The sequence below is a fragment of the Rhodobacter sp. 4.3.4 genome, assembly GCF_058724655.1.
Map to the genome: position 1 here is coordinate 796,523 of NZ_CM178967.1, position 12,760 is coordinate 809,282.

Below are 12,760 nucleotides of genomic sequence, written 5' to 3' on the forward strand. Positions count from 1 at the left end.
CCGGCGCCCCCCCGCCCGGGTCGGACCGGCCCTGCCGGTCCGACCTCACGGTTTCTTATCCTGCGATCACTTCGCCCGCGACCAGTCGGCCACGTTCCAGTATTCGCTGTCCCAGGCGTTCATCTCGACGCCGAGAAGCGTGTTCGACACCGCCGAGAAGCGGGCCCGGTTCGCCAGCGGCACGGTGACCATCGACTCTTTGGTCACCATGTCGTTCAGCTTCTTGATCATGTCGGCGCGTTTGTCCGCATCGGCGGTCGTCAGCATCTCCTTGATCAGCGCATCGTAATCCGGGTTGCAGAAGCGCGGGATGTTTTCGCCCTGCCACTGATCCTCGGGCTTGGGCGCCTTTTCGCAGGTCAGCTGCGCCAGATAGGCTTGCGGATCGGTGCCGTCCCATTCGTTGGCGAACATCTGCACATCGGCGTAGAACTTCTGGAACGTGTCGGGCGAGCCCGCATCGCCGCCAAAGAAGACCGAGGGGTCGATCTGTTTCAGCTCGACCTCGATGCCGACATCGTTCCACCATTGCTTGATCATCGCCTGGAAGTTCTGCCGGATCGGGTTGACCGAGGTCTGGAACACCAGGCTCAGCTTCTTGCCGTCCTTGTCGCGGATGCCGTCGCCGTCGGTGTCGGTCCAGCCCGCTTCATCCAGAAGCTTTTTCGCGCCTTCGACATCCTGCGTCAGGCAGCCGGTGTTGTCCGAGGCGAACATCTCGGGCGCGGGCACCAGGTTGCAGGTCGGCCGCGCCGCCTCGCCATAGCCGATTTCAACCAGCAGCGACCGGTCGATCGCCATCGACAGCGCCTGCCGCACGCGGATGTCCGAGAACACCGGATGCGGATGCTTGACGGTCGAGCGCTCGCCCTCGGGCAGGGCCGAGGAGGGGTCGGTCATGTTCAGCTCCAGCCGTTCGACCAGCCCGCCGTAAGCGTTCATGAACTTGCCCTTGCCGGCGGCGATCATCTGCGCCTGCACTTCGGGCTCGATCTGGGTGTTCCAGCCGTAATCGTATTCGCCGGTCTCCATCACGGCGCGCGCCGTCGACATCGCGTCGTTGCCGCCCTTGAGCGTCGCACGGGCGAAGGCGGGCTTGGCCGGATCGCGGTAATAGGGGTTCGCCTCGAACACCGCCACGTCATTGGTCTTGAAATCGGTGATCATGAACGGGCCGGTGCCGACCGGCTTGAAGTTCGCCTCGGTGCAGCTCGAGGCATTGGCGCCCAGGCATTTCTCGAACTGCTTCTTCTGCAGGATCGGCGCCAGCGCGCCGACGAAAGCGGAATAGGGATTCGTCTTCGGCTTCAGGAAGGTGATCTTCACGGTCAGCGGATCGACGGCCTCGATCTTCTCGATGCCTTCGAATTTCGACAGCTGCGCGCAGCCGCCGGCCGGATCCATGCAATATTGCCCGGTGAAGACCACGTCATCGGCGGTGAAATCGCTGCCGTCCGACCATTTCACGCCCGGCAGCAGTTTCCAGGTGATGGTCTTGCCATCGGCCGAGACGCCGCCGTTTTCCAGCGTCGGGATTTCCACGGCAAGGCGGGCCATCAGCGTGCCATCGGGCTTGTAGGAGGCCAGCGGCTCCGAGACCATCGAGGAGGCGTTGATGTCCTTGGTGCCCGAGGACAGGTACTGGTTCATCGTCGAGGCGGCCTGCGACTGGATGATCTTCAGCTCACCGTCGGCACCGCGTTCGGCGAACGCGGCGGGCGCAAAGGCCAGCAGGGCCGCGGCCCCCATCAAAGCGGTCTTGAGTTTCATGCGTCCTCTCCTTCATGGATGCAGGGATCACGTTTGCTCGGGCTCTTGCCCGCGTGTCACGCCGCCGTTTACCCGGCGGTCTGATTGTGCAGATGGCAGGCGGTGAAATGACCCGGCGCCACTTCGCGATATTCGGGTTCCACCTTGCGGCACAGATCCATCACCTTCGGGCAGCGGGTGCAGAAATTGCAGCCCTTGGGCGGATTGGCGGGCGAGGGCACGTCGCCGGTCAGGATGATCCGCTGCCGGGTCTTTTCGGCATTCGGATCGGGCTCGGGCACGGCGGAGAGCAGCGCCTGCGTATAGGGGTGCAGCGGCGCCTCATAAAGCGCATCGCGCGAGGCCAGCTCGACGATCCGGCCCAGATACATCACCGCGACCCGGTCGGCGATGTGGCGCACCATCGACAGGTCGTGGCTGATGAAGAGATAGGTCAGCCCAAGGCTGTCCTGCAGCTCTTCCAGCAGGTTCACCACCTGCGCCTGGATCGACACGTCCAGAGCCGCGATCGGCTCGTCGCAGACGATGAAGCGCGGGTTGAGCGCCAGTGCCCGGGCGATGCCGATGCGCTGGCGCTGGCCGCCGGAAAATTCATGCGGATAGCGGTTGGCGAAATCGCGGTTCAGCCCGACCTTGTCCATCAGCGCATAGATCCGGGCCAGCTTCTGCGCCCGGTTCAGCGTCGTGTGTTCATCAAGCGGCTCGCCGATGATCCCCGCCACCGTCATCCGCGGGTTCAGCGATGCCTGCGGGTCCTGAAACACCATCTGCATCTTCGGGCGCAGCGCCCGCAACTCGCCCGGCGGCGCGGCCAGGACATCCTCGCCGTCGATCAGCACCGAGCCCGCGGTGGGTTCGTAAAGCCGCAGCACCGCGCGCCCGCAGGTGGATTTGCCGCAGCCCGATTCCCCCACCAGACCAAGGGTTTCGCCCTCGTAGATGGTGAAGGTCACGTCATCGACCGCCTTCACGTCACCGACCTTGCTGCGGAACAGCCCCGCGGTGATCGGGAAATACATCTTCAGCCCTTCGACCTCGACCAGAGGCCGCTTGCCGCCGTCAAACATCGACTTTCTCCGTCACTTCCCGGCGCGGGGCATTCGTTTCGAAATCCCAAAAACAGGCCGCATCATGGCCCGGACCCACGTCATAGCGCGCCGGATTGGCGGCATCGCAGGCGGCAAAGCGCAAGGAACAGCGGTCGCGGAACGGGCAGGCGGTGGGGGCGGCGCGCAGGATCGGCGGCTGCCCCTCGATCACGTTCAGCTTCTCGGCGCGCTCGCCGCGCACCGAGGGCACCGTTTGCAACAGCGCCCGCGTGTAGGGGTGGCGGGGCTTGGCGAAGACTTCTTTCACCGTGCCATGTTCGACGATCTGGCCGCCATACATGACCATGATCCGGTCGGCGATGCCCGCGATCACGCCCAGATCATGGGTGATCCAGACAATCGCCATGCCCAGTTTCTGCCGCAGATCCTTCACCAGTTCCAGGATTTGCGCCTGAATCGTCACATCGAGCGCCGTCGTCGGCTCGTCGGCGATCAGCACTTTCGGATCGCAGGCCAGCGCGATGGCGATCATCACCCGCTGCCGCATCCCGCCCGAGAACTGATGCGGGAAATCCTTCAGCCGCCGCCCGGCATCGGGGATGCCCACCAGCTCCAGCAGCTCCTGCGCGCGGATCTGCGCCTGCGCCTTGGTCATCCCCATATGCTTCATCAGCGGCTCGCGCAGCTGATAGCCCACGGTGAAGACCGGGTTGAGCGAGGTCATCGGGTCCTGAAAGATGAAGCCGACGCCGGGGCCGCGCACCGCGCGCAGCTGGGCGGGGGTGCATTTGAGCAGGTCAAGCCCGTCGAACATCACGCTGCCCTCGCGCACCTCGGCGGGGGGGCTGGGCAACAGCCCGATCAGCGACATCATGGTGACGGATTTGCCGGACCCCGACTCGCCGACAACGCCCAGCAATTCGCCGGGCTTCAGGTCGAACGAGACGGAATTGACCGCATGCACCTCGCCGCCACGGGTGCGAAAAATGGTCTTGAGGTTCGTCACCTCGAGCACGGGCTGCGCGCCATTGCGCATTGCGTCCCCCAGTCTTTGACTTGCGCCGTTTTCCGGCGTTGTTCTGCGCGCCTTCACAGATAGGTGAAGATATTTGACCGATTGTTAGAGATTTTCGCGTCCAGTGCAAGCGGTAACGCCGCGGCAGCCCTGCGCGGGCGGTACGGCGGCTGCGTCCACCCGTGCCGAAGGGGCAGCCGATGCCGGTTGTGATCTTGCGCAAGGACCCGGTGCGTTTTCCGCCGTCCTGCCCGAGGCCGCCGATGTGGGAAGGTGGGCGCGGGCATCGCCGAAGTGGCGGGGGTTCATTTTCTTGCGCAGGCCGGAGGCATGTCGTGATTTTGGAAAAGACCCGGGGCGTGAGCAAGCAATCTTCGTGAAACCGGGGCTGGAGCCGGCAAAGGCGCCGCGATCCCGCCGAATTGCCGATCCTGCAGGCGGCGATGTGGCTGTGGCAGGGGCTTGCCGCCGGGACGGACCCCGCGCCCGGCCTTCGCCACGGCGGCATCGCCGGGCGGTCGGACACGCCTCTCGCGGCCGAGGGTTTGGCCGCCCGGGTCGATTTGGCGCGGGCGCGGGGCGGGAAAGCCCCCTGCCGGGCCGGGGCCGTCGGCGGCGGTGATTCCCCGCGGCCCACTTCGGGTGACCGGCCTTGTCACGCCCTTGAAGGCGCGGGCCGGGCCCTTTGGGACGCTGCCGGCGGCTGCACCCCGCGCCGCTTCCGCCGCGGCCGTTTGACCGACGGATCAAAAATTGACCCCGGCCCCGGCTTCTGATCTTGCCGCCGCCGCCAAAGCCTGCGACGTTTCAAGGATCTTTGCCAGGAAAGACAGGATCATGCCCGTCAAGAACCGCTTTGCCGAATTGCTGCCCGAAATCACCGCCTGGCGGCGCGACTTCCACGAAAACCCGGAACTGCTTTACGAGGTGCACCGCACCGCCGCCAAGGTCGCGGCGCTGTTGCGCGACTTCGGCTGTGACGAGGTGGTCGAGGGCATCGGCAAGACTGGCGTCGTCGGCGTGATCCGCGGCCGCAGCGATACGTCGGGCCGGGTGGTGGGGCTGCGCGCCGACATGGATGCGCTGCCGATCATGGAGCAGACCGGGGCGGCCCATGCCTCGAAAGTGCCGGGCAAGATGCATGCCTGCGGCCACGACGGCCATACCGCGATGCTGCTGGGCGCGGCCAAATATCTGGCCGAGACGCGGAATTTCGACGGCACCGCGGTTGTCATCTTTCAGCCCGCGGAAGAGGGCGGCGCCGGCGGCAAGGCGATGGTCGATGACGGGATGATGGAGCGCTGGGGAATTCAGGAAGTCTACGGCATGCACAACATGCCGGGCTTTCCGGTCGGCAGCTTCGCCATTCGCCCCGGCCCGATGATGGCGGCGACCGATCAGTTCGACATCGTGGTGACCGGCAAGGGCGGCCATGCGGCGAAACCGCATGATTGCATCGACACGACGCTGGTCGCGGCGCATATCGTCGTGGCGATGCAGCAGATCGCGGCGCGCAATGTCGATCCGCTGAAACAGGTTGTGGTGTCGATCTGCACCTTCCGCACCGAGAGCGAGGCTTACAACGTCATTCCCCAGACGGTGGTGCTGCGCGGCACGGTGCGCTCGCTTGATCCCGCGGTGCGCGATCTGGCCGAGGCGCGGGTGAAGGCGGTGGCCGAGGGGATCGCGGCGGCGCATGGCGCGACGGTCGGGATCGACTATTTCCGCGGCTATCCGGTGACGCTGAACACGCCCGAGAATACCGACCATGCCGTCGCTGTGGCGCAGGCGGTCTCGGGCCATGTCGATACGACGGTGGCGCCGATGATGGGGGGCGAGGATTTCTCCTACATGCTGAATGCGCGGCCGGGGGCCTATATCTTCCTTGGCAATGGCGACAGCGCGGTGCTGCATCACCCGGCCTATGATTTCGACGACAGCGCAATTCCCTTCGGATCGAGCTGGTATGCCGGGATGGTCGAAAGCCGGATGCCCGCGGCGTAAGACGGGCGGGGCAGGGGGCGCTGCCCCTCTCCCGGCCAAGTCACCCCCCGGGATATCTGCACCAAGCGAAACCAAAATGAAAAAAGGGCGCCCGCACGGAGCGCCCTTTTGCATGTCCCCCTGGCGAAACTCTCCCGGGGCAAGGCCGCAAGGCTGCCGGGGCAGAGCCCCTCCGCCTTAGCGCAGCACCATCACCGAACAGGGCGCATGGCGCACCACCCGCGCCGCGGTCGAGCCGATCAGGTAATCGCTCAGACCCGGCCGGTGCCCGGCGATCACGATGCAATCGGCGCCGATTTCGTCCACCAGATCAAGGATCTCGTTCGCCGCATGGCCTTGCCGCAGCACGCCCGCGCCATTCTCGAACTCGGCCGCCAGCGCATCAAGCTGGTTTTGCAGCGTCTGGCGCAGCTCGGCATCATAGCCCTCGGGCATGTAGGAAATCGCATAGCCCGGCACATCGGCCATCACATGCACGATGGTCACCCGCGCCCCCGCGGCGGCCAGCGTCCGGGCCACGTTCAGCGCCGTGTCGGGATTGTGTTCCGCGTCGAAGGCGACGGGCACGATGAGGTTGGAATACATGGCGATCCCCCTTGAAGGCGTCGTTACGGATGGGGTCATTCTGCCCGAAAAACAGGCGGGCGCCTTGATGCAGGTCACGCTTTCTGTCCGTTTCCGGACTTACCCCTCCCTGTCTATCCCCCGGTCTGGTTCATGCCGCGCCCGACCCGGCCCGAGACCCCGGTGGCGCCATAGCCGAAATCATGGCCGCGCGGCTTGCGCCCGATCGCGGCGCGGATGGCGCGGATCAGGGCCGTGTCCCCCTCCGAGCCGCGCAGGGGCGCGCGCAGATCGGTGCCGCCCTCCTGGCCCAGACAGGGAAAAAGCATGCCCGTCGCGCTGAGCCGCACCCGGTTGCAGGCGGCGCAAAACCCGTGCGAGAGCGGCGTGATGAAGCCGATCCTTTGACCGGTTTCGGCGGCGTGGACATAGCGGGCGGGGCCGCCCGTCGTTTCGGGCAGGTCGGTCAGGGTCAGGTGATTGGCGAGCCGCGCCCGCACCTCGGCCAGCGACAGGAAGGTGGCGGCGCGATCTTGCATCGGCATCTCGCCCACCGGCATCACCTCGATGAAGCTCAGGTCATGGCCCTCGGCCCCGGCCCAGGCGGCAAGATCGCGCAGCTCGTCCTCGTTCACCCCGCGCAACGCCACGGTGTTGATCTTCACCCGCAGCCCGGCCGCTTTGGCCGCGGCGATGCCCGCCAGCACGGGGGCCAGATCGCCGCGCCGGGTGATTGCCCTGAACCTTTCGGCGCGCAGGCTGTCGAGCGAGACATTCACCCGCCTCACCCCGCAGGCGGCCAGATCGGCGGCATGGGCGGCCAGCGTCGTCCCGTTCGTGGTCAGCGTCAGTTCGTGCAGCGCGCCGGTTTCCAGATGCCGCGACAGCGCCCGGAACAGGCTGATCACGTTGCGGCGCAACAGCGGCTCGCCACCCGTCAGACGCAGTTTGCGCACCCCCAGCCCGATGAAGACCGAGCAGAGCCGGTCAAGTTCCTCGAGCGAGAGCAGATCGGCGCGGGGCAGGAAGCGGGTGCCCTCGTCCATGCAATAGCTGCAGCGAAAATCGCAACGATCCGTCACCGAGACCCGAAGGTAGGTGATCGTCCGCGCGAAAGGATCGGTCAGCTGTTCCATGCCCGCAGGTTAGATGCCCCGCCGCGGCCCGGCAAGCACCGGCTGCGGCGGGTTGTCGCGGTTTGGCGACCTCAGGTCACTTTCGCCCGGGCGTGGAATTCGGGCCGGTCCCAGGCGCGGGTCGCCATCACCTCGGTCAGGATTTCGGCGGCGCGGTCGATCTCGGCCTCGCCGATGTAAAGCGGCGTCACGCCGAAGCGCAGGATGTCGGGGGCGCGGAAATCGCCGATCACGCCGCGGGCAATCAGCGCCTGCATGATCGCGTAACCCTCGGGATGGGCGAAGCTGACCTGGCTGCCGCGGGCCTGCGGATCGCGCGGGGTGACAAGGGTCAGATCGGGGCAGGCGGTCTCGACCGCGGCGATGAAGCGGGAGGTCAGCGCAATCGAGCGGGCGCGGACATCGGTCATCGAAACACCGTCCCAGACATCAAGTGCTGCGTCGAGCGCGGCGAGTTGCAGCACCGGCGGCGTGCCGACGCGCATCCGCGCCGTGCCCGGCGCGGGGCGGTAGCCGGGCTCGAAGGCAAAGGGCGCGTCATGGCCGAGCCAGCCCGACAGAACGGGGCGCACCTGGCCCGCATGGCGGGGGGCAACATAGATGAAGGCCGGGCCGCCGGGGCCGGAGTTCAGGTATTTATAGGTGCAACCGGCGGCGAAATCGGCGCCTGCCCCCGCCAGATCGACCGGCACCGCGCCCGCCGAATGGGCCAGATCCCAGAAGGCCAGCGCCCCGGCGGCATGGGCTTTCGCGGTCAGCGCTTTCATGTCGTGCCTGCGGCCGGTGCGGTAATCGACCTCGGTCAGCATCGTCACCGCCACCGTCGCGTCGATCGCCGCTTCGACCTCTTCCGGCGCGACCACGCGCAGCTCATAGCCCTGACCGAGACACCCGGTCAGCCCCTGCGCCATGTAAAGATCGGTGGGGAAATTGCCGCTGTCGGACAGGATCACCCGGCGCGCGGGGCGCAGCTGCAGCGCCGCATCAAGCGCCTGAAACACCTTGATCGAGAGCGTGTCGCCCAGCGTGACCGACCCCGGCTCCGCCCCGATCAGCCGCCCGATCCGGTTGCCCAGCCGCTCGGGCAGGTCCATCCAGCCGGCCCTGTTCCAGGCGGTGATCAGCATCTCGCCCCATTCGGCGCGGATCGCCGCCTCGACCCGCGGGGCGACGGCGCGCGGCAGCGGCCCAAGCGAATTGCCGTCCAGATAGATCACGCCCGCGGGCAGATCGAAAAGCGCCTTGGTGGCGGTGAAATCGGTGGTCATCGGGGTCTCCTTTCGGGCAGACTGGCGCGGGCAGAGGGCGGCCGCAAGGGGGTTGCGCGCCGCAGCACCCCGCATCACCCTGCGGCGGGGAAAGGGGGCCGCGATGACCGTGAAACAGGCGCTGAGAGAGATTGACCTGCCGCCGCTGTGGCTGGCGCTGTTTGCCGCGGCGGTTTGGCTGACCGGGCGGGCCGTGCCCCTGCCGCTGCCCTTCACCCATCCGCCGGGCTATGCGCTGATTCTGGCGGGCGTCGGTCTGACGCTGGTCGCGGCGGCGCAGATGGTGCTGGCGCGCACCACTCTCATTCCGCGGCGCAGGCCGGGGCGGCTGCTGACGGGGGGCGTCTTCGCGCTCTCGCGCAATCCGATCTATCTGGCCGATGCGATGATCCTCGCCGGGCTGGTGCTGGTCTGGGATGCCGCGCTGGCCGCGCCGCTCGTGCCCGCCTTCATGGCGCTGATCACCCGCCGCTACATCCGCGGCGAAGAGGTCGCCATCGCCACGCTCTTCGGCCCCGAATACCAAGCCTATCGTGCCCGGGTCCGCCGCTGGCTGTGACCGATTTGCTGCATTGCAGAAAAATCGTCGCACCCCCTCGCAAGGCCTGTGCCAAAGCGACGCCGCAAGGGCGGCGGAGACCCCGGCCAAACCCTTGAATCCGCGCCAAAATTGTCAGCGGTAACATGGTATGCAAAGGTATACATCGCTGGGGGCGCGACCCGGCATCCGTTTTGCAAGTCTTTCCTTGTTTCAATCGCTTGTGAAACTTTCTTACGCGGTGTTAAGAGGTCTCGCCACGTTTTGTCCCCGGGCTGAAATCGTCCCGGGGCAGCATTGGGAGAGACACAAGTGAAAATCGGCGCTCCGAAGGAGATTTTCGAGGGAGAGGCGCGTGTCGCGCTGACCCCCGACTCTGCGGTCCAGCTGCAAAAGCTGGGGCACATTTGTTTTCTCGAGGCGGGGGCGGGTCATGCCGCCGGCTTCGAGGATTCGGCCTACGAAGCCGTCGGCGTGACCGTGGTGAAAGGTGCCGAGGCGCTTTTCGACGCGGTCGACGTGGTGGCCAAGGTGCGCCCGCCGGTTGAAGCCGAAGTGGCCCGGCTGAAAGCGGGCAAGACGCTGATTTCCTTCTTCTATCCGGCGCAGAACAAGGATCTGCTCGAGGCCGCCAAGGCCACCGGGGCGAATGTGATCGCGATGGACATGGTGCCGCGGATCTCGCGCGCGCAGAAGATGGACGCGCTCAGCTCGATGGCGAACATCTCGGGCTATCGCGCGGTGATCGAGGCGGGCAACAACTTCGGCCGTTTCTTCACCGGCCAGGTGACGGCGGCGGGCAAGGTGCCCCCGGCCAAGGTGCTGATCGTCGGCGCGGGCGTGGCCGGTCTGGCCGCCATCGGCGCCTCGACGGCGCTCGGTGCGATCACCTATGCCTTTGACGTGCGCCCCGAAGTGGCCGAGCAGATCGAATCGATGGGCGCCGAATTCGTCTATCTCGATTTCGAGGAACAGGCCCAGGATGGCGCCGCGACCGGCGGCTATGCCGCGCCCTCCTCGCCGGAATTCCGCGAAGCGCAGCTGAAGAAATTCCGCGAACTCGCCCCCGATATGGATATCGTCATCACCACCGCGCTGATCCCGGGCCGCGATGCGCCGATCCTGTGGACGCGCGACATGGTCGAGGCGATGAAGCGCGGCTCGGTCATCGTCGACCTTGCGGCCGAACGCGGCGGCAACTGTGAGCTGACGAAAAAGGACGAAAAGATCGTCACCCCGAACGGCGTGACGGTGATCGGCTACACCGATTTCCCCTCGCGGATGGCGGCGCAGTCGAGCCAGCTTTACGCCACGAACATCCGTCACATGATGACCGACCTGACGCCCGGCAAGGATGGCGTCGTCGTGCACAACATGGAAGATGACGTGATCCGCGGCGCCACCGTGACCTTTGACGGCGCGATCACCTTCCCGCCGCCGCCGCCGAAAATCGCGGCCATCGCGGCGCAAAAGCCGAAGGAAAAGGCCAAGGTCCTGACGCCCGAGGAAATCCGCGCCGCCGAGAAGGCCGCCTTCCGCAAGGAAACCCGCAACCAGATCCTGATGCTGGGTGTGGGCGGCGTGGCTTTGCTGGCGCTGGGCCTTGTGGCGCCTGCGTCCTTCATGGCGCATTTCATCGTCTTTGCGCTGTCGTGCTTCGTCGGCTTCCAGGTGATCTGGAACGTCAGCCATTCGCTGCACACGCCCTTGATGGCGGTGACGAACGCGATTTCCTCGATCATCATTCTGGGCGCTTTGCTGCAAATGGGCTCGGGCTCGTTCCTGGTCATCCTGCTTTCGGCCGTGTCGGTCTTCATGGCGGGCGTCAACATCTTCGGCGGTTTCATGGTCACCCGGCGCATGCTGGCGATGTTCCAGAAGTCGTAAGCGGAGGAAAGAACAATGGATTTCGGTTTCACCACGGCCGCTTACGTCGTTGCGGCAGTTCTGTTCATCCTCTCGCTGGGCGGCCTTTCGGGGCAGGAAAGCGCGAAACGCGCCGTCTGGTATGGCATCGTCGGCATGGCGCTTGCCGTGGGCGCGACGCTCGCTGGCCCGGGGCAGGGGCTTTGGGTCCTGTCGCTGATCCTTCTGGGCGCGGGCGGCTTTTATGGCATGAAGGTCGCGAAAAAGGTCCAGATGACCGAGATGCCGCAGCTTGTGGCCGCGATGCACTCGCTGGTCGGTCTGGCGGCCGTTCTTGTGGGCTACAACGCCTATATTGAATCGGTGCGCGTGCCGGGCATGGACGAGGCGGCGAAAGCCGCGCTGGAAGGCTTCGCGGCGCTCGTCGCGCACAAGACGCCGACCGAGCTGGCGATCCTGCGGGTTGAGCTGTTCCTGGGCGTCTTCATCGGGGCTGTGACCTTCACCGGCTCGATCATCGCTTTCGGCAAGCTCGCGGGCAAGGTCGACACCAAGGCGAAGAAACTGCCGGGCGGGCATCTGCTGAACGCGACGGCGGCGCTGACCTCGGCGGCGATGCTCGTGCTCTTCATGCTCGATTATGGCACCTGGCCGCTTCTGGTGATGACGCTTCTGGCGCTGTTCATCGGCTATCACCTGATCATGGGCATCGGCGGCGCCGACATGCCGGTGGTGGTGTCGATGCTCAACAGCTACTCGGGCTGGGCGGCGGCGGCGATCGGTTTCTCGCTTGGCAACGATCTTCTGATCGTCACCGGCGCTCTGGTCGGCTCCTCGGGCGCGATCCTGAGCTACATCATGTGCAAGGCTATGAACCGCTCGTTCATCTCGGTGATCCTGGGCGGCTTCGGCAATACCTCGGGTCCGGCGATGGAAGTCGCGGGCGAGCAGGTGGCGATCGATGCGCAGGGCGTGGCCGATGCGCTGAACGAGGCTGACAGCATCATCATCATCCCGGGCTATGGCATGGCGGTGGCGCAGGCGCAGATGGCGGTGTCGGAGCTGACCTCGGTGCTGCGCGGCCGCGGCAAGACCGTGCGTTTCGCCATCCACCCGGTGGCGGGCCGTCTGCCCGGGCACATGAACGTGCTTCTGGCCGAGGCGAAGGTGCCCTATGACATCGTTCTGGAGATGGACGAGATCAACGAGGATTTCGCGAATACCGACGTGGCGATCGTCATCGGCTCGAACGACATCGTGAACCCGGCGGCGCAGGAAGATCCGAATTCGCCCATCGCCGGGATGCCGGTTCTGGAATGCTGGAAGGCGAAACAGGTCTTCGTGTCGAAACGCGGTCAGGGCACCGGCTATTCGGGCATCGAGAACCCGCTGTTCTACAAGGAAAACACCCGCATGTTCTATGGCGACGCGAAGAAGTCGCTGGAAGAGCTGCTGCATCTGATCCGGCACTGAGCCGCCTTGGACCCCGTGACGGAGCCCCGCCGGAAACGGCGGGGTTTTTCATTTCGCCCCGGCGCAGCAGGGGCGAC

At 66.0% G+C, this 12,760-nt stretch carries 10 protein-coding genes; 4 read left to right on the plus strand and 6 right to left on the minus strand.

All coding sequences use genetic code 11. The features are described 5' to 3' along the window. Window positions 1-66: 66 nt before the first annotated feature. The 3 genes from AC4PTB_RS03855 to AC4PTB_RS03865 all read right to left on the minus strand — a co-directional run bounded on the left by AC4PTB_RS03855 (window position 67) and on the right by AC4PTB_RS03865 (window position 3,855). Window positions 67-1,770 (minus strand): peptide ABC transporter substrate-binding protein, encoded by a 1,704-nt coding sequence (locus AC4PTB_RS03855; RefSeq protein ID WP_492191778.1) that lies wholly within the window; start codon window positions 1,768-1,770, stop codon window positions 67-69. 68 nt (window positions 1,771-1,838) lie between these two features. Further along, complete coding sequence (locus AC4PTB_RS03860; RefSeq protein ID WP_492191779.1) at window positions 1,839-2,837, minus strand: ABC transporter ATP-binding protein; 999 nt, start codon at window positions 2,835-2,837, stop codon at window positions 1,839-1,841. Next, the gene (locus AC4PTB_RS03865; protein ID WP_492191780.1) at window positions 2,830-3,855 is read right to left on the minus strand and encodes an ABC transporter ATP-binding protein; all 1,026 of its coding nucleotides are present in this window, start codon (window positions 3,853-3,855) and stop codon (window positions 2,830-2,832) included. The genes AC4PTB_RS03860 and AC4PTB_RS03865 overlap by 8 nt, the downstream gene beginning before the upstream one ends. Window positions 3,856-4,671: 816 nt before the next feature. Between AC4PTB_RS03865 and AC4PTB_RS03870 the strand changes: the two genes are divergently transcribed. Then, window positions 4,672-5,838 carry a M20 aminoacylase family protein gene (locus AC4PTB_RS03870; RefSeq protein WP_492191781.1) on the plus strand — a complete coding sequence of 389 codons (1,167 nt, stop codon included), beginning with the start codon at window positions 4,672-4,674 and terminating at the stop codon, window positions 5,836-5,838. Window positions 5,839-6,015: 177 nt separating this feature from the next. Here AC4PTB_RS03870 and AC4PTB_RS03875 read toward each other — a convergent pair whose 3' ends face one another. From AC4PTB_RS03875 to kynU, 3 genes are all read right to left on the minus strand, one after another. Continuing rightward, the gene (locus tag AC4PTB_RS03875) at window positions 6,016-6,423 is read right to left on the minus strand and encodes a universal stress protein (RefSeq protein ID WP_492191782.1); all 408 of its coding nucleotides are present in this window, start codon (window positions 6,421-6,423) and stop codon (window positions 6,016-6,018) included. Between the two features lie 113 nt (window positions 6,424-6,536). Beyond that, the gene (gene moaA / locus AC4PTB_RS03880; RefSeq protein ID WP_492191783.1) at window positions 6,537-7,538 is read right to left on the minus strand and encodes a GTP 3',8-cyclase MoaA; all 1,002 of its coding nucleotides are present in this window, start codon (window positions 7,536-7,538) and stop codon (window positions 6,537-6,539) included. Window positions 7,539-7,609: 71 nt separating this feature from the next. Next, window positions 7,610-8,806: a kynureninase gene (gene kynU, locus AC4PTB_RS03885; protein ID WP_492191784.1), complete on the minus strand. Its 1,197-nt coding sequence runs from the start codon at window positions 8,804-8,806 to the stop codon at window positions 7,610-7,612. A gap of 103 nt (window positions 8,807-8,909) precedes the next feature. Between kynU and AC4PTB_RS03890 the strand changes: the two genes are divergently transcribed. From AC4PTB_RS03890 to AC4PTB_RS03900, 3 genes are all read left to right on the plus strand, one after another. Further along, the gene (locus AC4PTB_RS03890) at window positions 8,910-9,365 is read left to right on the plus strand and encodes a methyltransferase family protein (protein ID WP_492191785.1); all 456 of its coding nucleotides are present in this window, start codon (window positions 8,910-8,912) and stop codon (window positions 9,363-9,365) included. 291 nt (window positions 9,366-9,656) lie between these two features. After that, entirely contained in the window at window positions 9,657-11,231 is a 1,575-nt protein-coding gene (locus AC4PTB_RS03895) for a Re/Si-specific NAD(P)(+) transhydrogenase subunit alpha (RefSeq protein ID WP_492191786.1), read from the plus strand. A 15-nt stretch (window positions 11,232-11,246) separates the two neighbouring features. Continuing rightward, a complete protein-coding gene (locus AC4PTB_RS03900) occupies window positions 11,247-12,683 on the plus strand; it encodes an NAD(P)(+) transhydrogenase (Re/Si-specific) subunit beta (protein WP_492191787.1) in 1,437 nt (478 codons plus the stop codon). Window positions 12,684-12,760: the final 77 nt, after the last annotated feature.